Here is a 20,554-nt window from a genome sequence, read left to right on the forward strand (position 1 = left end):
GTAGAACACCCTTCGGCGGTTCAATTCCAAGCTTCTCAAATACTTCCGGATGCTTTAAGGGAAGCTCAATCATTTCTCTAATTTTTTGTATCACGTCTTTAAGACCACCAATGTCCTCATAAGTAACCCCAAGAGCTGGTGTTTTTGCTACCTCCTTAACTGGCTTCTCAGAGATCACAAACTCTGTAAACTCTGTTATCTGCACTACACCTGAAGGAGTAGTTGCTGTAACTACAAACGTAAGCTCTTGACCAAGAACTCCAATTCTGATATAATCGCCTCTAACAACTGGTCTCCCAACCAATCTAGAGTGAAGCCAATCAACAAAGTCCCGACCAAACCTAATCGGCTCTGTTGGGGCCAAAACTACTTTTTGGGCCTCTTTAACTTCTGCTTTTCTTATAGTTACCTCATCCCCAAGGCCAACCCCAGAATTCTTTCTTATCGTACCATCCATTCTGATAATTTCTAATCCTTCATCTTCTGGATAAGCTGGCCAGACTACTGCAGCTGTATTTTTAGTACCTATAACCTCAATGATATCGCCTGGTTGAATTCCAATCTTTCTCATTGCACTCCTATCAATCCTAACTATCCCTCTACCAACATCCCTCTGATAAGCGGAAGCTACTTTAAGTTTAATCTCATTCCTATCACTCATTTATATCACCTCTTTCTTTAGTTATTAAATGACCGTGAATCCAACATTATTTAATTATTTAATCAAATTAAAAAATAATGAAATATCACTCTATCTTAACCTCAAAACCACCCTTCTCCTCTTTCTTGGTTGGATATTTCTTAGGAACTCTTATCTCAAGAACACCATTGTTATATTTAGCCTTTGCCTTTTCTGCTACAACCTCTTCAGGAAGCCTGATAACTCTCCTATAACCACTGTAATACCTTTCAATTCTCACTGCTCCTTCTTTTTCAAGTTCGTGTTCTCTCTTCACCTGGGCCTCAATATAAACAGCGTCGCTAGTTACTCTGACTTTAATGTCTTCCTTTCTGACTCCCGGTAATTCGGCTGTGATTATGAATTCTTCACCTGTGTCAAAGATATCTACAAAGGGCTCTCTCCAAACTCCTTCGCTTCTTATCTCAAATTCTCCTCTTGGCTCACTAAATCTTCTATAACTCCATAGTCTGGGCCCCCTGAATATGTCTTCAAACATTGCATCAATCTCTTCTTGTATTTCTCTCATTATATCGAAGGGGTCCCAGAGGTCTCTCCTCCACCATCTTCTCGCCACCTTCATCACCTCCTTACATCTTTTGGTTACCGATAGTTATTAAAATATCAACTCCTTATAAATTTTTCGATTTTAGTATACTTAAGTAAGATTAAATTACCGCAAGATTTATAAAGCGGATTAGACCTTCTATAGTTTGGACATGGGGCGGTAGCTCAGCCTGGGAGAGCGCCGGACTGAAGATCCGGGTGTCGGGGGTTCAAATCCCCCTCGCCCCACCACGTTTTTCCTGTTCTATGGAAACATAAAAGTTTAAAAGCCACTCTCCATAGTGATTTCCGGTGATGATAATGAAAGGGATTGTACTAAGCTACATGAGAAGTAAAGAACACCTACACAAGAACCACATGATTATCAAACCACTTGGAATTGAGAGTAAAGAGCAAGCAGCAGCATTGATTGGCAAGAAAGTCTTCTGGAAGAGTCCTAGTGGTAAGCTCCTCGTGGGCAAAATCACCAGAACTCATGGAGTTAGAGGAGAAGTAAAAGCAAGGTTTGAGAGACCATTACCAGGGCAAGCCCTTGGAGACTACGTTGAAATAAAATGACCTTTCTTTCCTTCTTTTTGGAGGTAACTTGATGAAACTTGTTAATATTAAAGAAGGAAAAGCAGAAATTTTTATACCTAAAGCAGAGCGTATTTATGATGCTCCTGTTTTTTATAATCCTGCCATGACATTAAATAGGGATTTAAGTGTCCTTGTTTTACAAGTTTTAAGTCCCAAAACAGTCTTAGATGCCCTCTCAGCCACAGGTATTAGAGGAATAAGGTATGCTTTGGAGACTAATGCAGAAGAGATATGGCTTAATGATATAAATCCTGATGCCTTTAAGCTCATTATTAAAAACCTAAAGATTAATTTTGGAGAAAAACTCACCTTAGATGACAAAATGACAAGAATAAAAGGGGAAAAAGAAATAATTGCTACTAATAAAGATGCGAATCTCTTGATGGCTGAAAAATTCAGATATTTCGACTTTGTGGATCTTGACCCATTTGGTTCTCCGATGGAGTTCCTTGATTCAGCGCTGAGAAGCGTTAAACGAAAAGGAGTTCTAGCAGTTACCGCTACAGACACTGCTCCTCTCTGTGGAGCCCATCCAAAAGCATGTCTCAGAAAGTATAACTCAAAACCTCTAAGAGGCGAGCTCTGCCATGAAAGTGGCCTGAGAATTCTGATAGGAGCTATCGCTAGATATGCCGTAAAATATGATCTCGGAATCAATGTTCTCTTTGCCTATTACAAAGATCACTACTTTAGAGCATTTTTACAACTTAGAGATGGCGCAAAAGAAGGTGATAAATCCCTCAAAAATATGGGATATGTATATTTTGAACCCAAAACAGGAAGGTTCGAAATTGAAAGGAATTTTCTTCCAAGCAGAGAAGGGGCCTTTGGACCCTTATGGCTCGGCCCTCTCAAAGAACAGAAGTTCATAGAAAAAATGATAGAAAAAGCTGAAAAAGCCGAATTACCCCAAAAGAACAAGCTTCTCAAATTCCTGAGTATTATCAAAGATGAACTCAATATTCCGTTTTTCTATGATTTTCACGCTCTCGCAAGACGAAACTCTCTTGAAGTAAGAAAGCTCTCAGATGTGTGCAATATACTCCAGGAGAAAGGGTATAGAACGAGTCGAACACATTTCTCTCCAACTGCAATAAAAACGGATGCACCTTTTGAAATAGTTCTGGAAACGTTAAAACTCCTCCAATGATCAGACCTTTATATATTTCCAACCACCTCGTTTAAATATCCACCAGAAAAAGATTGCTGTTGTGAATGTTTCTAACGTCATGGCAAGCCATGCTGCAATAACCCCCATTCCTTTGATGTGAATAATCCAAAATGAGACCCCAAACCCAAGGATATATGATGGAATTATTCTGAAAAAGAGCTTACTTATTGCCGTTACATACATTGGACTCTTTGTATCTCCAGCTCCTCTAAGAGAACCACTTAAAACGAACGTCCATCCAAGAGGTATCTCACTTATTCCAACGATTATCAGATATATACTAGCCAACCTTAAAACCTCTGCATAGTCCGGGTCACTTCTTGTAACAAATGGCATCACGAGATAGTTAGGAAATACCACCAGAATTATTGCCATAATACCCATAAACACTGAAACCATTTTAAGGGCCTCATAAACAACTCTTTCTGCTTTTTCAGGGTCTCCCTCTCCAAGGCTTTGACCAACCAAAGCTGAGGCAGCGACATTAAAACCAAAAGCCGGCATATAAGCTATACTTTCTACTCTCAAGCCCACCTGATGAGCTGCCAATGCTATAGTACCAAAACGGGTCACTATGCTTATGTAGAGGAAGTTATAGAAGCTGAAAATAACTCTCTCAATTGTAGCAGGAATTCCAATTCTGAGGATCCTTTTTATGGTTTCCCAGTCAGGCTTGAAGGCAGGCTTGAATTTTAAAACCAAGGACCCCCTAAGGAAAAGAATCAACCCAACAATAAAGGCAAGCAAAATTGAGAGGCCTGAGGCTAATGCAGCACCTACCACTTCAAGCCTCGGTAACCCAAACTTCCCAAAGATTAGACCATAATTCAAGAAAACATTAGCCCCATTAGTTAATAGACTTAATTTCATTGGTGTCTTTGTGTCTCCAGCCCCTCTAAGGGCACTAAAAGCTGCAAATGCCATGAAATTAATTGGATAAAAAATGAAAAATGTTCTTATGTAGGAATAACCAAGTTTTATGACATCTTCACTTGCCCCCATTATTTTGAGGGCATCATCTCCAAAGAAAACTCCAAAGAGCATTACCGGAATACTCATGAAAAAAGCTAGATATATACTTTGTTCAAGCACTTTTTCGGCCATATCAAAATCTTTCGCCCCTACAAACCTTGCAACTAAGGCCAGAGTCCCAGTAGAAATAGCAAACATGAGGGGCATCATAAACCAGGAAAATTGACCTCCAAGGCCCACGCTTGCTATGGCTAAAGACCCTAGTTGTCCTACCATTATCATATCCACTAGGTTGACAAGAGTTTGTCCAATATTGGCCAGAATGGCAGGCCACGCAAGAGCCCACAATCTTCTTCTTAATTCGCCATCCATGGATCCCACTCAGATTATTGTCTTAACGATTAGAGGCAAGATATAAAAGGATCTGAGAGGTTAAAAATCTTTTGGCAAAAGAAGAGGATCCAAATTGAACACCTTAAGTCCAAATCGTTCTAAAGCAGATTCAACCTGCTCCTTACTCAGTCTGTAATCATAAACAAATCCTTCAAACCCATTTCTTATCTGCTCCTGTTTAAACCCAAAAACCATTTCCATTAAACGTATGGCTTCTTCTTTTCGTTGTTTAAGGCTTTTAGTATTCTTTTTATAATAATCCATGAATTTGTAGAAAATTTCTTTGTTAATCTTAAAGAACTCATAATTGACTCCCAAAGCACAACAAGGATAAAGACCAAACAGTTCAACATATCTATAGACTTTAAACCCTTCTTTTTCTAAGCTGCTTAAATATGGTTCCCATATACTTAGAGCATCTATTTCGCCCTCTAAAAATGATTTTACGATCTCTTCGGGTTTTTTGAAATAGATTACTTTAGCTTTATCTACAAGCCCATGCTTTTCCAAAAAGAGCTTCAGCATTGTCTCCATTGTAGAGAGTTCTGAAGAACCAATCTTTATACCTTCCTTTAAATCTCCTTTTAATACGACTCCACTTCCTCCAAATCCACAACCACCAGCAATTCTTAGGTTTTTGGTAAGAAGACCAAAAAGAACCTGTGTAATAAGGGGAGAACACGCCAAATCAACTTTTCCCAAGGCCAATGCATTTGTTAGCTCAATAGCACTGTTATATACCAAAATTCTTACATCATACTCTCTCTCAAGATCCTTAGCTGTTAAAATTGCATGAGGATATTCAACAGCCCTCAAAAGTCCCAGTCTGAGAACTCCCTCTATTGGAAAGGGAGCTTCTTCGACAAGCCAGATGCGATAGGCCTTTTTACCAATTTCTTTCCTAATTACCTTCTTTTCTTTTTCTAAACTCTCAATAGCCTCAACAATTGTGGATCTAGAATAATTAAGCCTATAAAGCTCGCTTTGGAGTATTCCCTCATGACCTTTTGCTGTGAGATAAGCCAAAATATCGCCTTTAGCACTCATGAAAGTACCTTAAGAATTCATGTTTTTATAATTTTTGAAAATAGTGAAAAGAGTTAAAGAATACCTTTCGCTTTCTTCCACTTGTGACTCCAGCTGTATTTTCTAAGCCTTCTGCTCCTCCCAAAGCCACATGCAGCACAGTAACCCTTTCTAGTGTTAAAGGATTTCCTTCCACATCTTCTGCACTTTATATGAGTGGGAGTTCTATTCCGTTTTCCATGTGGAGCTGTTCCACTTCCCACGAAACCTCACCTCTCGCTCATTCTATCTCAACTGGGGAGATAGCCAACACGTTATCTCCTCTGATCACTATCTTACCGTAATTCTTCTTTGGCTCGCCATCCTCAATAAGCTGAGCATTAGCCAAGACAACATTTAAGTGGATGTCATAACCAATGAGCTTTCCTCTATATTCGGCTCCTCTCTTGAGGATTACCAAAACCTCCTTGTCGAGTGACTTGTGTATAACATCAAGTGGTCTTTCCGCCATTTTTCTTCCCTCCCAAATAATCAAAGATAGAGTTCACAATGATAACGGGAACCTTGCTTTATAACTCTTTCTCTTATTAGGCACAATCCTAATTAAGGTGTGCATTATAAAGAAAGTGGAGGTGAAAATATGGATCTACTCAACGTATCCAGAAAAGTCATGGAAGACGTTTTGGCAGTGGAGAGTGGAGAAGAGATATTAATAATCACCAACCCCGGAGAAGTTTTTGATATTTCTCTGAGTCTCTTCAATGCTGCAAAAGAATTCAAAGCAAAGCCCACTATTATTATCCAAGAACCAAAGGGATCTTTAGACTATGCTGAACGGGCAGTTATTGAAGCCATCAAATCAGGCCCTGATATTGTACTTTCTATTAGTGAGAAGAAGCTTGGAAAAGATGCTTATGGTCTCAACATCGGTTATATTGGTAGAGACAACAAGAAGTACACTCACATATTTGAAAAACTTCTAAGAGGAGATAAAAGAATTAGAAGCTTTTGGAGTCCAGGTATTACCAAAGAAATCTATCTTCGCAGTGTGCTCATAGATTATATCAAACTCAGAGAAGAAGCCAATATTTTGGCAGAGATTTTAGCTAAAGGAAAAGAAGTACACATAACAACAGAAAAAGGAACAGATTTATGGATAAACATAAAAGGCAGGAGACCTTTAAAAGATGATGGAGACTTTAGAAAGCCCGGCCGTGGGGGAAATCTCCCAGCAGGAGAAGTTTTTATCTCCCCAGCAATTGGAAAGAGTGATGGTGTGATAGTTTTTGATGGAACCCTAGGGTTGGGAGGAGAGAGTATTATCCCAAAAGAACCTGTTAAAGTGTATGTAGAAAACGGTTTTATAGTCAGGATCGAAGGCAAAGATGAAGCTAAAAAACTTGAAGAAGCAATAAGGAATGCAGAAAAGATGGCTCTAGAAATGGAGAAAGAAGAATATGCCAAAAACTCATGGCATCTTGGAGAACTCGGCATAGGATTAAACCCACGAGCTCAGATGTCAGGCAAACTATTAGAGGACGAAAAAATAAGAAAAACCATCCACATAGCAATCGGAGCCAACTATGACAATGATGCTCCAGCTTTAAACCACTATGATTGTTTGGTATGGAATCCTACCGTAGAAGTGGATGGAGAGAAAATTATGGATAAAGGTAACTTTACGATATTCTGAGGTGGTAGTATGGAGATAGGGGTTGTAGGAAAACCAAACGTTGGGAAGTCGACTTTCTTTGCCGCAGCGACCCTTGCAGATGTGCAAATAGCTAACTACCCATTTACGACTATTGGAGCAAATATCGGAGTAAGCCATGCAACAGCTGAACATCCTTGTAAAGAACTTGGGTGCACACCAAATCCCCAGAATTATGATTACAGAAATGGAGTAGCCCTAATCCCGATAAAAATGATAGATGTAGCTGGACTTGTCCCAGGAGCTCATGAAGGACGAGGTCTCGGGAATAAGTTCCTAGACGATTTAAGAATGGCTGCTGCCTTAATCCACGTTATAGATGCAACTGGAAAAACAGACGTTGAAGGACAAACCACTGATTATCATGATCCTGTGGAAGATATAGAATTTCTAGAAAAAGAAATAGACTACTGGATATATGGAATCCTTAAGAAAAATTGGGATAAATTCGCAAAGAGAATAAAAATGCAAGGCTTAAAACTATCAAGGGCAATTGCAGAGCAATTAACTGGGATAGGAGTTAGTGAGGAAGACGTACTCGAAGCCCTTCACAAGGTAGGACTAAACGATGACCCCACTGTTTGGAAAGAGGACGATCTCTTTAATTTCGTGAAAGAACTCAGGAAAATAAACAAACCTATGATAATAGCTGCTAATAAAGCCGATGCAACAAGTGATGACGAAATAAAACGGCTTATAGAGGAGGGAAAGAAGAGAGGGTACATAGTGGTCCCAACTTCTGCAGTTGCAGAACTTACTCTAAGAAAAGCAGCAAAAGCAGGATACATTGAATATATCCCTGGCGATAATGATTTTACTGTACTAAAATCTCTCAACGAAAAACAAAAACATGGATTAGAACTCATCAGAGAAAGAGTGTTAGAAAGGTTTGGCTCTACCGGAATTCAGGAAGTCATAAATAGGGCTGTTTTTGAACTCCTTCAACTAGTCCCAGTTTATCCCGTCGAAGATGAACATAAACTTACAGATCAATTCGGAAATGTTTTACCCCACGTGTTTCTGATGAAAAAGGGATCTACTCCAAGAGATCTAGCTTATAAAGTGCACACTGACCTAGGAAAAAGCTTCTTGTATGCTGTAAATGCAAAAATCCACAGAAGAGTGGGTGAAGATCATGAGCTTCAATTTAACGACATAATAAAAATCGTTGCTACTGCAAGGTAGCTTCTCTTTTTTCTCTCATAAGTTGTTGATAAAGCCTTGATTCAACATCTGACTCGTTTAACCCAAGTTTTTGAGCAATTTTCCATATTTTTCCTTTAGCTTCTCTCACATCCTCTCCTATGACTTCTATGTCCAAAAAGTCCCCAAGATTTTCGACTTTATTAAGTTCAAAAGTCACGTCGTCGAGCTTATAGACAAGTCTATGCTTCTTAACCCACACGTCTTCTCCAAAGCCAAGTCGAGTTAAGATTTCCTTCATTTTTTCAAAGTCCTCGACTTTGACTTCTATCTCCTCAAACTCTTCATTCTTCTCGTCTTGGATCTCTTTATAGCCTAAAATTACTTCCCCTAGATTAATGATATGTCTAATGCGAAGAAGTCTTGGAAGAGGAACAGAGAAATATAAATCCTCTTGCACTTCTTCCCTAATCAGCCTCGCTCCAAGATTTTCTATCTTCTCTCTAATCTCATTGAAGTCGACTCTAAATTTAATTTCAATTTCCATCCTAGATCCCTATTAAAAGGCCCTTAATTTCCTCTCCCTTTTTGAAGTCTTCAACATGATAAACTAAAACCTCTTTTACACTAGGTATGCTTTTAATATTTTCTTCAATGAACTTTGTAAGTTCCTCCTTATCCTCAGCACCAATTAGTGCAATTATCCGTTCATCTTTAGTCTTTCCAACTAACAGAATATGAGGTAGCATTGCTAAATTTCGTGAAACATATTCAAGATACTTGCTTAGGAAATCTTCAATAACAGGTTTTTCTAACTCTAAAATTACAAAAGCTATTTCTTTTGGCCTGGCACTCTCACCTAAGACTATAGTATACCTCTCTATGATCCCTCTTTCAATAAGTTTCTTTATCCTGAAATGGATGGTAGATTCAGGCTTACCAAGTCTTTCACCAATTTCAGAGATTGTTATACGGGCGTCTTCTTTTAGAAGCTTCAAAATTTCTCTATCCAAGTCATCAAGATATACCACATTATTCCCCCCATCTTTTGTATAAATTATGAGAGACTCCAAGAATGTCTAAAATTTTTCCAATTATAAAATTAACTATATCGTTTAAATTTTGGGGGTGATGATAAAAGCCTGGAGATGCTGGCATGACAACTCCTCCAGCTTGGGTAACTTTCAACATATTTTCGAGGTGAATTAGGTTCAAAGGAGTCTCTCTAACCAAAAGAATTAGTTTTCTACGTTCCTTTAGAGCCACATCAGCTGTTCTTGTGATAAGGTTATCAGCAAACCCATTTGCTATCGCACTTAAGGTTTTCATTGAACATGGAGCAATTACAAGAGCATCAAATTTATAAGACCCCGAAGCTATGGGGGCAAATAAATCACGCTCATGAAAATCAGGCTCAAAATCAACACCCAACTCATGTTTTATGACTTTTAAACCAGTCTCTGATGCAATCGAGATAACATCATGACCTAAGTCCCTTAAAACTTCTGTTAAACGGACTCCATAAATTACACCACTTGCACCAGTAATTGCAATCACCACTCTCATAATTCACACCTCTCCACTTAAATAGAAATCCGCACTCACTGTTTAAAACACTTGTTAACGTTCAAGGCGCTACTTACTTATTTAAAAAATATTTATAAATACCCACTACTTATAACTTAAATTAGGGAAGGAGATGAAAGAGGGTGAACATGCTAGAATACTACTCAAAAAAGCTATAGAAATCACAAATGCTCTAGATGCTAAAGCATTAGTTATAATTGGGATTCCTCCTCAGTATCGACCCAAAATGAAAATTCCTATTCTTATAATCGGAAAAGAGTCCGATAAAGAATCTTCTAACTTTCAACATCTTCCTCTACCTTTATCTCTCGGATCAAAAAACCTTGTGAATCTAGCTTCAAGCTTTATGATAGCCAATGGAATAATCCAAGAAGGCGAACTCTTCGTCTATGTCACCCCTTCAACAGTTGGGATTCAAAAAGCTGAAAAGACCGTTGAAGTGCGAGATGAGTTTTTCTCACAAATAGAGCATATTTTCCAAGAAGTCCTTGAACTAGCAATAGAATTAAGTCTAGAAGGCCGAGAAGGAAAACCGGTTGGGACTATATTTGTAATAGGAGATACACGAAACGTTATCCGCCACTCTCATCAGATGGTTCCTAACCCATTCAAGGGATACAAAATAAATATCCTAGATCGGAATACGAGGGAGATAATAAAGGAATTCGCATTCTTAGACGGAGCATTTATTATAAACAAGTCGGGCAGAGTATTATGTGCAGGTAGGTATCTTGATATTGACTTTAAGAAAATAAATGTTCACGTCCCTTCAGGACTAGGAGGGAGGCATTTAGCAGCTGCGGGAATTTCCAAGCTAACAAAAGCTATTGTAATAACTGTGTCGGAAAGTGGAATTGTTAGAGTGTTTAAAAATGGAAAAATTATCTTTGAATACAACCCAAGATTGCATTAAACTGAGTTATCTTTCTTTTAACGGTAAAATTTTAAAAAAGGTAAAGCTCAGAAGAGCCATTGGTTCTCAATACATTCATCACATGGTGGCTTCTCTGTCGCTATTGCTTTAAATTTCGTATAAATACACTCGGGTAGCCCTAAAGGACATCTCTCTGGTGTAAGTTCAGGCCTAACTTTTGTTGGATCTAACTTTATCTTTAAGTAAGCTTCATATTCTTCCACTTTCTTCCAAGGCAATACCTTAGCGCCATATATGACAAGGTTATCATATATCCTGGCATAGTCTCCAATCACAGCATTCTCTTTCAGGATAACATTTCTCCCAATCACGACTCCTTCTCCGAGTATTGAGTCCTTTAGCTCGCTTCTCTCTTTTATTATGTCGTATCCTAGAAGAATCGATCTCTTAATGTAAGCCCTATCTTCTATAATTGTGTTTGGTCCAATGTAGGTATATGCTTTAATCTTGACCCCATGGCCTATTTTTACGCCACTATCTATGTAAACCGGGCCTTGTATCTCCACATCCTCAGGAACCTCAGCATCCTCTTTAACTGTATAATATCCATTATTCTTTGCAATTTCATCAAGTATTAATTGATGAGCATAGAAGAAATCCTCTGGAGTTCCTAGATCCACCCAATAAGTCTCTCTTGGCATCATGTAACCATACACTAATCCCTGAGCAACGAATCGGGGGAGGATTTCTCTCTCAAAATAGACCTCTTTTCCTTTGGGTATCTCTTTGAGAACTTCTTTACTGACCATGTAAATTCCAGCATCTACAAGATTGCTCTTTGGTTTTAGTGGCTTCTCTTCAAAATCAACTATTTTCCCTTCTTCATCCGTGACTACAACACCATATTTCTCAGGATCATAAACCTTCGTAAGGGCTACTGTTATAATACCTTCCCTCTCTTTGTGAGCCTTTATAAGTGCCTCAAAGTCAAAGTTGGTAAACACATCACCATAGATAACTAGGAATTCGTCGTCTACAACATCTTCAACGTTTTTGAGTGCCCCACCTGTTTCTAGAGGCATTGGATCGTTAACAAAGCGAATGTCTTTTGGGTAATCACTCATTTTATCTTCAATGAACTCTCTAATCTCACCCCTCATATAGTGGACTGAAAGGATAATTTCGTCAATTTCGGGTATTTTTTCCAGGTTCTCAAGAATGTATTGCAAATTTGGCCTACCAAGAACTGGAATCATGGGTTTAGGTCTGGTTGAGGAGAGTGGCCTTAATCTTGTTCCAAAACCACCAGCAAGAATAACTGCCTTCATATCATCACCAATAATACATCGGGATAGGAGCTTAAATATTTTACGTGTATTAAATATGCCCTTAATGGACACCTTTCCAATAAATGTCTATTTTTCGTCATCCCTCTTAACTTCATAGATATTCCCTTTAAACACAACACAACTACCAGAACATATTTTCTTCAATGGGCAAGTATTACATGAAGGGTTCATATTAATCTTCTCGACATACCCTAAACTCTCGAGGATCCTTATTATACCCTCTACTTCCTCAATACTTAAGTTTAACCGCTGGGCTATTTCCCCAGCTGTTCTACTTCCCTCTTTTATTAAAGCCAATACTTCATCTAACTTCCCCATACCAACCACCTAAAATAAATCAAAAGCCAAGAAGACGGCCCAAATTGTAAACCAAGATCCCTATGAGACTGGCCAGTACTAGATTGTATACTGTAGCAACTAATGCCCATTTGTTTCCTCCTTCTGCTCTTATTGCTCCAATAGTAGCTATGCATGGAATATATAGGGTAGTTACCAAAGCAAGAACAAAAGCCTGTAATGAAGTCATTGCAGTTCGCATTAGTGTTATTAAAACCTCTTCACTCTCCCCTATCCCGTATATAATTCCATAAGTTGCAATAACGTTTTCCTTTGCAATTATGCCAAAAATCAAACTTACTGCTGCTTTCCAATCAAGCCCCATCAATCTTGTAAACGGCTCAAAGAACATTCCAAGCTTTTCTGCATAGCTCAGGCCGCTCCCTATAGATTGTGGATAACTACTCAAGTACCATATTGCTATTGAACCAAAAAGTATCACTGTGCCTGCTTTTCTTAGAAATTCTTTGCTTCTTTCCCAAGAGTGAACTATAGCGATCTTCCATGAAGGTAGAGAGTACTCAGGAAGCTCTATTACAAATGGACTCTCCTCTCCCTTGACAACAAACTTCCCAAGTAACAAACCTGAGAGGAGAGCAAGAAAGAGTGAAATTGCATATATCCCTACAGCAATAAGGGCCTTGTGTTCAGTGAAAAACGCGCCCGCTAAAAATGTTATCACAACCATTCTTGCACTGCATGGTACAAGAGGATTTACAAGCATGGTAAGTATTCTATCCCTCTCGTCCTCCAGAGTTCTTGTAGCCATTATTGCTGGGACATTACAACCAAACGCAAGTACCATTGGAATAAAACTCTTTCCAGGAAGTCCAAATCTTCGCATAATCCTTTCCATAACAGTGGCTGCTCTTGCCATGTATCCACTATCTTCAAGAATTGACATTGCAACAAAGAGTAAGAAGACTAAGGGGAAAAAGCTTAGTACTGAACCAACTCCACCTATGATTCCATCAGCGACCAGTCCTCTAATCGTCTCATTTCCTATATGAGAGGCTACAAATTCACCAAAAGATGTAAAAGTACTATCTAAAAATTCTTGCAATGGAGTTCCAATCGTGAATACGAACTTAAATAAAACATAAAACACAGCAAGAAGACCCAAGATCCCATAAACAGGGTGTGTAAGAATCCTATCCACGTGATCACTGAAAGTATCTTTAATTTCTCCAAATTGAAGAACAAACTGGTGCATTAGCTTATCAATAAATTCATACTTTTGATTTGCAATAACTATATCCAAAGAACGTTTGTAATGAACCTCCAGCTCACTTATATGGGTAAGTATTTCATCCATTTTTCCGGGTCCTAGATATTTCAACACTAGCTTTATTACTTCCTGATCCCTCGTGAGAAGTTTTATAGAAAGCCATCTAAGATTATAAATCTGCGCCAGGGGTGTTTCCCTTAAAATCGCTGATATATGCTCTATTTCCTTTTCTATAGGATCTTCATAAATTGGAGTGATTGGATTTGTAGTTATCTTTCCCCTTGTCATCAGATATACTACGTTCTTTAACTCTTCCAATCCCATTCCTTCTTTAGCATTAGTGGGAACCACTGGGACTCCCAATACTTTCTCCATTTTTCTCACATCGAAGCTTATTCCCCTCTTTTTTGCAGTATCTATCTTGTTAAGAGCAATTACTATGTTTTTTACCCCCATTTCAAATATCTCCATTGTTAAAAAGAGATTTCTCATAAGACAGGAAGCATCAACAATATCTATCACAACATCAGCATTCCCACTGAGTAGGAAATTCCTTGCAATGAGTTCATCAATAGAATTAGCAGTGAGAGAATAAGTCCCAGGCAAATCCACAACTAAAAACTCCTCATTATGATACTTCATTATTCCTTCTTTTTTCTCAACAGTTACACCAGGCCAGTTTCCTACATGCTGTCTCAACCCAGTTAATCTATTGAATATTGTAGTCTTTCCTACATTTGGATTACCTGATAATGCTACAACTCTCAACCCTCGTTTTTTCTCCTTGGAAACCTCTTTAACATCACAGCAGGAAACCACTAGAATCCCCTCCTTACAATAATCCTCTCTGCAATTCCACTTCCTATAGCAAGACGTGTATTTCCAATACCCACTATGTATGGTCCAGGATTTCCAGATTTTATAACTACTATTTTAGTTCCTGGAGCAATCCCCATCCCCAAAAGTCGTTGCCTGGCCCTATGTCCCCCTTGTACATCAACTACAACCCCATGTTCTCCTTCCCGCATCTGAGCTAATCGTACATACATGAGCATCACCGTTAGGTAAGCCTAATTCCATTTATAGAGTGTATAGAGTCCCTTAAAAAGATTTGGTAAGTCTAATATCCTCAGGGAGTTTTAATATCAAACAAAACGGTTCATTTCCAATATCAACTGAGTGCTCTTATCAGCTATAAAAATGCAAACTATTTTAAAGATAAACATACAATAAATTAATGACAAAAATATAGTGGAGGACCTGAAATGGATGAAGAAAAGAAAACATCTCTTGGACTTGAAGAAAATATAGAAGGAGCATTAGCTTATCTGTTAGGTTGGTTAACAGGCATATTGTTCTTGTTACTTGAGAAAGATAGTGATTTTGTAAGATTCCATGCAATGCAATCAACAATAACCTTCTTGGGAATTATGATAGCAAGCTTTATATTAGGATTCATACCCTTCCTTGGGTGGATGCTTGGAATGCTCCTTGGACTTGTTGGATTTATCTTGTGGATTGTTGGGATGATTAAGGCATTCCAAGGGGAATACTACAAGTTCCCGATAGTGGGAGAAATAGCAGAAAAACAATTAGGAAAAATTAACATTTAGGTTCTCTTTCTTTCCTTTTGTTCCTTCCACTCTTCTAATAGGGTTGAAAGAAGGCCCAACACTACTGGTCCAATTATAATTCCTTTTATTCCAAAGGCCATTATACCCCCAAAAATCCCAATTAGCACTATAGCAGAGTTCATTTTCGCACCTTCTGCAACGAGCTTGGGCCTAACTGTAATATCTGGTACGGGAGATATAAGAAGCGCCCCATAAATCCCAAACATAATTCCCGCAAAGATTTCACCTCGGGTAAGAAGATATATTGCTCCTGCTAGCCATACTAACCACCCACCAATTACTGGAAGGAGTTCAAGGACAATACAAAGAATCCCTGCCGCTATTGATCCACTCAAATCTGCTATTCCAAACACATAAAATCCTAAAGTTAGTATAAAGCCTTTAAAGATACTCAGCATGAGCCATGTTCTCAAAATAGCATTCAGAGTATCTCTAGCCTTGTTAATTAGTTCGATTCCAAGATCTCTTCTTTCTTCTGGTAAAAGACGGTAAACTTCGTTTAAAAGAACATGAGAGTGTGTCAATATACCATAAAACACAACGATAAAGATAACAGCTTGAAGAAGGAGCTTAGGTATTGAAAGAGTGTAACTAAGAAGATATTCACTCAACTTTGCAGAAACTCTTTCAAGCAAAATCGCTGTTGACTGCCGTATATCAAGAGGAAGGTCTAAACTCACGAACCATTCAAATGCTTCGTTTATGTACAATATAAGAGAGCTTGTGACATCTCTAAACCACAAGGCTATTCCAAAAATAAAACCAATGAGAAGCAGACTCATGAATACTGAAAGTGCAATAGCAGAGTTTTTTGCCCCAATTTTCTGGGTAAGCTTTGCATGTGCAGGATGAAGAATATATGCAACAGTCAAAGCAAAAATTATCGGTGTAATAAGCGGCTCAACGGTCTTCCAAACCATGAAAAGAATTATCAACGAGACAACAATCCAAATAACATGTTCAGTTTCCATATCACCATCTCCTTAAGTATTTAAGGAGTAGATCCCCCACCTGAGGTTTGTTAAACACAAATAGTATCTTTCTTGCTTCATCGAACAAGAAGTTCCTCCCAATAACCAATAAACCCTCTTTAAGTTTATAGATCTCTGCATTCTTAGTATCAATCGAATGTTTAATCTCATCTGGGAGTTCCATTCCATCTAGTGATCTATTAACTCTGTCAACCAAGGATCGAGTGATAAATTTTGGTTTGGCTAAGTGATATTCCTCTGCTACTACCTCCTCTGCATCCATATAAACTCCCCAGAACTCCTTGGCACATTCAAATGGATAGACATATTCGGAACCATAAATTGGCTGATAGAGATCATATATAATGGCGAGCAATGTTTTTCTACCATCCCCTCCATAATACTCGACCCGTAAGTTGAACTTCCCATCTTCGAATCCATTTTCAAATACTTCAAGGTGCTCCTCGCATTTCATACCTTCACCTCCTGATGTACGAAACCACATAATTTGACGGCATATAAAGCGAGGAGCTCTCATAAATCCCAAAATCTATTTTTTGAGTATCATAAAGTACAACGTTGGCACTTTTTATTCCTAACATATTTTCTAGTACTGTTATTGCATAATCCAAGTCTCCTGTTTCATCTACCAAGGTTCCCTTAACTTCACTCGCAAACCACACTCTCCCATCTCCATATTGTCTTGTCGTATTCATATCAAGCTTTCTTCCCTCACTTACTACCTGAAGAAAGTATTCAAAATAAGTATTAATCTCATTTTTTATCATCTCTCGCTCTTCGTCTGTTAGGTCCCTCCACTCAGCACCCGTATCTTTATATTTCCCAGTTTTAAAGACATTTACTTTTATTCCATTTTGAGCATAGTTCTGTTCAAGGTTATAGTGGACGTAGATAACTCCTATACTCCCTACCTCAGCGAGAGGATCTGCAATTATCTTATCTGCAGCACAAGCTAGGAAATACCCTCCAGAGGCTGCTAATCCTCCTGTATATACTACTATAGGTTTCTCGTAGGATAGTTTTCTTAATTCTTTGTAAATTGTTATTACCGGCCCTACATACCCTCCCGGGCTTTCAATCCATAGAATCACGCCAACAACATTGTCGTCCTTCCGTATTTGCCTTATTTTGGATATTGTTGTAACAGCCGTACTCTCATCAATAGGACCGACAACTGGGAGAATAGCTATTGTGACATTTGATTTCTCAGTCTTATTAGCTCTCAATTGATTTTTTATGTATTCAAGTTCCCTCTGAAGTTCATCTATTTTTGCTTGAAGGGCCAAAGTAGCATTGCTTTCGATTTCCCTCACAGTTTCATTATATACTACAGTGATATTACCTCGTTCTTGGATAGCTCTCTGAAGTTCATTATTGTTAATATAAAGGAGAACATTTCCAACTGCTGCTAGGGCTAAGAGTAGCATGAGAATGAAGCTAAGATATTTCCATACCTCTCTCTCCATTAGAATCACCTAAAATGAAATAACTTTGGAAACTTTTAAATTTGGTGTTCCCATAATCTTTAACAAAAACATGAAAAGGTGTAAAACATGGAGATAGGAGTAAGTATTTATCCACATTTTGTAAACAAAGGGAAAGCTCTCCCGTCTGTTTTGGCGGATCTAAAAATTAAAGATTATGATTTTGTTCAAATATTTCCACATGCTCTTGGCCTCATTAAAAACGGCCAGGTAGTAGAGAAAAACCTTCGCTCGGTAGAGAATGCATTAAAGGGAGTTGGAGTAAACTACACTATCAGAATGCCTCTTTCAGTAAACCTCAGAGACAGTGTATACTACACCCGACACTTCAAAGTAGCTAGAGCTGTGATTGATGTAGCAATAAAACTCGGTGCAAAGATAGTTGTCATGCAAAGCGGACGTACCGGAAGATTAGATTTAGAGATAGAAGCTCTCCAACAGCTTGCAGATATGGCAGAGAGTTTTGGAATTAAAATAGCTCTTGAAAATACATATAGTGTTAAAGACACCCTCTATGTTGTTGAAAGTGTTAACAAGGAGAATGTAGGATTTGCCCTTGATCTCGGTCATGCATTCCTCAGTGCTCAGGGTGATGAAAATAGATTCTTAGAGGACGTGAAACTTGGAACAGAGAAAACAATAATACTCATGATTCACGATAACTTTGGAAAACTTTCTCCACAAGTAGAACCAGAGGACACTTTAGCCTATGGAGTGGGTGACCTCCACCTAATGCCAGGAGAAGGGAAAATACCCTTTGGAAAAACCCTTAAGCTATTTGGGGACGTGCCACTTTTGCTTAAAATAAAAGACCCAGACACCTTCGCAACACTTCCGACAAAGAGGGGCCTAATAGAGCTACTAACAAGCATCTAAAGTTCCAATCTCTCTTTTATAATCTTCAAGAGTTCTCCAAAAGCATTTCCAATTACTTCTTTTTTTCTTGAGGGATGTGTAACCTCAGGAGAGAGATTTTCCCATAATATCTTTACAGCTTCTTCTATACTTATTATTTTTTCAAGCCATGCGTAAGCAATGATGGCCTCGGCTATATCACCTTTTCCATGCTTATCTGTTCTTGGTGGAACATGATGAAGAAGACCAGATTTTTCAAGAGCTATTGTCAAAGAAGCATTAGGAACTCTACCAGCACTTGGATGACCAAGATACTCACTAAGTGCCAAAGAGAAAATAAAGTTAATAAGAGAATCCCCAAACTTAGAGAGATTCTTATCCGTAAAATCTTTAGAATATCTCATTATTCTAACCCCTTCCGAGTAAAAGGTAAAAAGAAACTCACTCTTTTGTAGTCTTTTCCCAAACTTCAAGAACATCCTTAGCCTTGTCGAATATCTTCTGAGCTGCATCTTCCAAAGCTTTCTCCGGAGTTATTTTGCCATCAGTGACTATTCTAAACTTTGGTTTTCTTGCCATCAGCACAGGATGCTCTATAGTATATGCGGCAAATGTGACATGCTTATTCTCGTGGAGCACCTCATTTAGCAAGTTGGCAAATGTATGATCCTCTCCTATCAAGTAAAACTCAAGCAAATTCTCGTCACGCTTTATAAGTTCAATTTTCATTTTCCTCACCTCTCAATTTTTTAAGCATGATTTCCATCGCCTGCTCCTTATTCTTCACAAGTTCGTATTTAAACTTATCTTCCTTATATTCCGCAACTCCAAAATCAACAGCGAACTCCAAAACCTCCTGAGGGTCAATATCAAAAGTTGCTGCTAGTGGAATAACAACCTCCCTTATCTGCCTAGTGGTTTGAAGAGAAATATCACTCAGTATTCCTCCAAGTTTTTTAACTAATTCTACAATCTCTTCCCATGGTAAGGAACTTATGAGCTTATCCTCCTTGAGTTCACTATACTCCCCCAAAAGTTCAAGAGTTTTTATCAATATTGGAATTGATATGGTCACCCCTGCCTCTCTAAAAATATCATCAACATCATATTGATAAAACCCCTTTTTATTAGGATAGAGGCGAGAACGGACTTTATAATGTATTTCTCTAACTTTTTGCATGGCCTCTCTTATTTCGTCTTTCGTACCCTGAATATTGATCTTGAGAGAGTTCAATTTGCCATGAACATAAATGAAGGCAGGTAATTCGAGTTTTTGAAGCTCTTTCATCAACTCTTCCTTTTCTACATCATCTCTAACATGAACGACTATAACCTTCTTTGCTCTCATATCTTACACCTTACTCCAACTTCAGTTTTCTATAATACGCAGATAACTTTCTAGCTTCAGTTCTCCCACATTTAGGGCACACCAACACATTACCCCTTCTTACTAAAGGTATTCTACATGAAGAACACAATGCGTAAACCACGCCTAAATCCAACTCTTTTGTTGTGAGCTGTATCGGACTTTTTTCATTGGTTAAAACCTTTGCTCTAACTATATCACCGATTTTGAACTCATTATTCATGGATTCCACATATCCCTCCCTAACTTGAGAAATATGGATACCCGCCAACTTGGAAGTTGCTATCTCTCTATAACCCTTTCTCCCTTCAATTTTAAGCAGCTGGACTATCGCAGCCTGTGGCTTTACTTCAATCACTCTTGCTATGACAGTATCACCCACCTGGGGAAGTGGCGGAGTGTCAGTGATAGGTTCTACCGAAATCTCAATTTTTTCGAGATCAATTTTAACTCTACCTGCTCTAGCAGCATAAAGCTCACCATTTTCCTCGATTATTCCCTCGCCTGGGAGGAATTCCTCGATAACCCCAAGATAATCTCCAGGAAGAACTATATCTCCATTTTTTATTATCCTCTTTTTTCCTTCATCCATCTACCCACCACCACTA

At 38.4% G+C, this 20,554-nt stretch carries 26 protein-coding genes, 1 tRNA gene and 1 pseudogene; 8 read left to right on the forward strand and 20 right to left on the reverse strand.

The annotated features are described in order from the left end of the window. A pseudogene (locus EP1X_RS04390) lies at positions 1 to 661 on the reverse strand (AAA family ATPase); the annotation flags it as partial. An 85-nt stretch (positions 662 to 746) separates the two neighbouring features. Beyond that, positions 747 to 1,262 (reverse strand): Hsp20/alpha crystallin family protein, encoded by a 516-nt coding sequence (locus EP1X_RS04395; protein WP_055282107.1) that lies wholly within the window; start codon positions 1,260 to 1,262, stop codon positions 747 to 749. Positions 1,263 to 1,400: 138 nt separating this feature from the next. On the opposite strand from EP1X_RS04395, the gene EP1X_RS04400 reads away from it, so the two are divergent. The 3 genes from EP1X_RS04400 (at position 1,401) to EP1X_RS04410 (ending at position 2,975) form a co-directional block, all read left to right on the forward strand. Then, positions 1,401 to 1,477, forward strand: a tRNA-Phe gene (locus tag EP1X_RS04400). 63 nt (positions 1,478 to 1,540) lie between these two features. Next, positions 1,541 to 1,804: a 50S ribosomal protein L35ae gene (locus tag EP1X_RS04405; protein WP_055282108.1), complete on the forward strand. Its 264-nt coding sequence runs from the start codon at positions 1,541 to 1,543 to the stop codon at positions 1,802 to 1,804. Positions 1,805 to 1,835: 31 nt separating this feature from the next. Continuing rightward, positions 1,836 to 2,975 carry a tRNA (guanine(10)-N(2))-dimethyltransferase gene (locus EP1X_RS04410; protein ID WP_055282110.1) on the forward strand — a complete coding sequence of 380 codons (1,140 nt, stop codon included), beginning with the start codon at positions 1,836 to 1,838 and terminating at the stop codon, positions 2,973 to 2,975. Here EP1X_RS04410 and EP1X_RS04415 read toward each other — a convergent pair whose 3' ends face one another. From EP1X_RS04415 to EP1X_RS04430, 4 genes are read right to left on the reverse strand one after another with little or no spacing between them, the layout of a single operon-like run. Next, entirely contained in the window at positions 2,976 to 4,340 is a 1,365-nt protein-coding gene (locus EP1X_RS04415) for an MATE family efflux transporter (protein WP_055282112.1), read from the reverse strand. A gap of 60 nt (positions 4,341 to 4,400) precedes the next feature. Then, positions 4,401 to 5,408 carry an ABC transporter substrate-binding protein gene (locus tag EP1X_RS04420; protein ID WP_055282114.1) on the reverse strand — a complete coding sequence of 336 codons (1,008 nt, stop codon included), beginning with the start codon at positions 5,406 to 5,408 and terminating at the stop codon, positions 4,401 to 4,403. A 53-nt stretch (positions 5,409 to 5,461) separates the two neighbouring features. Next, on the reverse strand, positions 5,462 to 5,650 hold the full coding sequence (locus EP1X_RS04425; protein WP_055282116.1) for a 50S ribosomal protein L37e: 189 nt from the start codon (positions 5,648 to 5,650) through the stop codon (positions 5,462 to 5,464). A 17-nt stretch (positions 5,651 to 5,667) separates the two neighbouring features. Next, on the reverse strand, positions 5,668 to 5,898 hold the full coding sequence (locus EP1X_RS04430) for an LSm family protein (RefSeq protein ID WP_055282118.1): 231 nt from the start codon (positions 5,896 to 5,898) through the stop codon (positions 5,668 to 5,670). Between the two features lie 129 nt (positions 5,899 to 6,027). Between EP1X_RS04430 and EP1X_RS04435 the strand changes: the two genes are divergently transcribed. Next, positions 6,028 to 7,080, forward strand: coding sequence for an aminopeptidase (locus EP1X_RS04435; protein ID WP_055282120.1), 1,053 nt, complete (start codon positions 6,028 to 6,030; stop codon positions 7,078 to 7,080). A gap of 9 nt (positions 7,081 to 7,089) precedes the next feature. After that, positions 7,090 to 8,283, forward strand: a complete 1,194-nt coding sequence (locus EP1X_RS04440; protein ID WP_055282122.1) for a redox-regulated ATPase YchF — start codon at positions 7,090 to 7,092, stop codon at positions 8,281 to 8,283. On the opposite strand, the gene cyaB is transcribed toward EP1X_RS04440, so the two are convergent. Genes cyaB through EP1X_RS04455 form a run of 3 tightly spaced genes read right to left on the reverse strand, consistent with a single transcriptional unit; the run spans position 8,270 to position 9,807 of the window. Then, positions 8,270 to 8,788: a class IV adenylate cyclase gene (cyaB, locus tag EP1X_RS04445; RefSeq protein WP_055282124.1), complete on the reverse strand. Its 519-nt coding sequence runs from the start codon at positions 8,786 to 8,788 to the stop codon at positions 8,270 to 8,272. The genes EP1X_RS04440 and cyaB overlap by 14 nt on opposite strands. A 1-nt stretch (position 8,789) precedes the next feature. Then, positions 8,790 to 9,272, reverse strand: a complete 483-nt coding sequence (locus tag EP1X_RS04450) for an Lrp/AsnC family transcriptional regulator (protein WP_055282126.1) — start codon at positions 9,270 to 9,272, stop codon at positions 8,790 to 8,792. A 1-nt stretch (position 9,273) separates the two neighbouring features. Next, positions 9,274 to 9,807, reverse strand: a complete 534-nt coding sequence (locus tag EP1X_RS04455) for a UbiX family flavin prenyltransferase (protein WP_055282127.1) — start codon at positions 9,805 to 9,807, stop codon at positions 9,274 to 9,276. 133 nt (positions 9,808 to 9,940) lie between these two features. On the opposite strand from EP1X_RS04455, the gene EP1X_RS04460 reads away from it, so the two are divergent. Then, complete coding sequence (locus EP1X_RS04460; RefSeq protein WP_055282129.1) at positions 9,941 to 10,741, forward strand: diadenylate cyclase; 801 nt, start codon at positions 9,941 to 9,943, stop codon at positions 10,739 to 10,741. Between the two features lie 47 nt (positions 10,742 to 10,788). On the opposite strand, the gene EP1X_RS04465 is transcribed toward EP1X_RS04460, so the two are convergent. The 4 genes from EP1X_RS04465 to EP1X_RS04480 all read right to left on the reverse strand — a co-directional run bounded on the left by EP1X_RS04465 (position 10,789) and on the right by EP1X_RS04480 (position 14,664). Further along, positions 10,789 to 12,030: a sugar phosphate nucleotidyltransferase gene (locus EP1X_RS04465; RefSeq protein ID WP_055282131.1), complete on the reverse strand. Its 1,242-nt coding sequence runs from the start codon at positions 12,028 to 12,030 to the stop codon at positions 10,789 to 10,791. Positions 12,031 to 12,117: 87 nt separating this feature from the next. Further along, positions 12,118 to 12,369 (reverse strand): helix-turn-helix domain-containing protein, encoded by a 252-nt coding sequence (locus EP1X_RS04470; RefSeq protein ID WP_055282133.1) that lies wholly within the window; start codon positions 12,367 to 12,369, stop codon positions 12,118 to 12,120. 19 nt (positions 12,370 to 12,388) lie between these two features. Further along, positions 12,389 to 14,434: a ferrous iron transport protein B gene (gene feoB / locus EP1X_RS04475; RefSeq protein WP_172672598.1), complete on the reverse strand. Its 2,046-nt coding sequence runs from the start codon at positions 14,432 to 14,434 to the stop codon at positions 12,389 to 12,391. Beyond that, the gene (locus tag EP1X_RS04480; protein WP_055282135.1) at positions 14,434 to 14,664 is read right to left on the reverse strand and encodes a FeoA domain-containing protein; all 231 of its coding nucleotides are present in this window, start codon (positions 14,662 to 14,664) and stop codon (positions 14,434 to 14,436) included. The genes feoB and EP1X_RS04480 overlap by 1 nt, the downstream gene beginning before the upstream one ends. A gap of 216 nt (positions 14,665 to 14,880) precedes the next feature. Here EP1X_RS04480 and EP1X_RS04485 point away from each other — a divergent pair, with 216 nt between their 5' ends. Beyond that, on the forward strand, positions 14,881 to 15,228 hold the full coding sequence (locus tag EP1X_RS04485) for a DUF4870 domain-containing protein (RefSeq protein WP_055282137.1): 348 nt from the start codon (positions 14,881 to 14,883) through the stop codon (positions 15,226 to 15,228). Here EP1X_RS04485 and EP1X_RS04490 read toward each other — a convergent pair. From EP1X_RS04490 to sppA, 3 genes are read right to left on the reverse strand one after another with little or no spacing between them, the layout of a single operon-like run. After that, a complete protein-coding gene (locus tag EP1X_RS04490; protein WP_055282139.1) occupies positions 15,225 to 16,220 on the reverse strand; it encodes an AI-2E family transporter in 996 nt (331 codons plus the stop codon). The genes EP1X_RS04485 and EP1X_RS04490 overlap by 4 nt on opposite strands. A 1-nt stretch (position 16,221) precedes the next feature. Further along, complete coding sequence (locus EP1X_RS04495) at positions 16,222 to 16,695, reverse strand: PH1570 family protein (RefSeq protein WP_055282141.1); 474 nt, start codon at positions 16,693 to 16,695, stop codon at positions 16,222 to 16,224. A 4-nt stretch (positions 16,696 to 16,699) separates the two neighbouring features. Then, positions 16,700 to 17,707, reverse strand: a complete 1,008-nt coding sequence (gene sppA / locus EP1X_RS04500) for a signal peptide peptidase SppA (protein WP_055282143.1) — start codon at positions 17,705 to 17,707, stop codon at positions 16,700 to 16,702. Positions 17,708 to 17,794: 87 nt separating this feature from the next. Between sppA and EP1X_RS04505 the strand changes: the two genes are divergently transcribed. After that, the gene (locus tag EP1X_RS04505) at positions 17,795 to 18,601 is read left to right on the forward strand and encodes a sugar phosphate isomerase/epimerase (RefSeq protein WP_055282144.1); all 807 of its coding nucleotides are present in this window, start codon (positions 17,795 to 17,797) and stop codon (positions 18,599 to 18,601) included. On the opposite strand, the gene EP1X_RS04510 is transcribed toward EP1X_RS04505, so the two are convergent. Genes EP1X_RS04510 through EP1X_RS04525 form a run of 4 tightly spaced genes read right to left on the reverse strand, consistent with a single transcriptional unit; the run spans position 18,598 to position 20,538 of the window. After that, positions 18,598 to 18,984 (reverse strand): ribonuclease III family protein, encoded by a 387-nt coding sequence (locus EP1X_RS04510; protein WP_055282146.1) that lies wholly within the window; start codon positions 18,982 to 18,984, stop codon positions 18,598 to 18,600. The two genes, EP1X_RS04505 and EP1X_RS04510, sit on opposite strands and share 4 nt — an antisense overlap. A 37-nt stretch (positions 18,985 to 19,021) precedes the next feature. Beyond that, a complete protein-coding gene (locus EP1X_RS04515; protein ID WP_055282148.1) occupies positions 19,022 to 19,309 on the reverse strand; it encodes a DNA-directed RNA polymerase subunit L in 288 nt (95 codons plus the stop codon). Beyond that, positions 19,299 to 19,928, reverse strand: coding sequence for a DUF2067 family protein (locus tag EP1X_RS04520; RefSeq protein ID WP_055282150.1), 630 nt, complete (start codon positions 19,926 to 19,928; stop codon positions 19,299 to 19,301). The genes EP1X_RS04515 and EP1X_RS04520 overlap by 11 nt, the downstream gene beginning before the upstream one ends. Before the next feature lie 10 nt (positions 19,929 to 19,938). Then, the gene (locus EP1X_RS04525) at positions 19,939 to 20,538 is read right to left on the reverse strand and encodes an exosome complex RNA-binding protein Csl4 (protein WP_055282152.1); all 600 of its coding nucleotides are present in this window, start codon (positions 20,536 to 20,538) and stop codon (positions 19,939 to 19,941) included. Between the last annotated feature and the right edge of the window lie 16 nt (positions 20,539 to 20,554).

The organism is Thermococcus sp. EP1 (assembly GCF_001317345.1).
Lineage (GTDB): Archaea > Methanobacteriota_B > Thermococci > Thermococcales > Thermococcaceae > Thermococcus_A.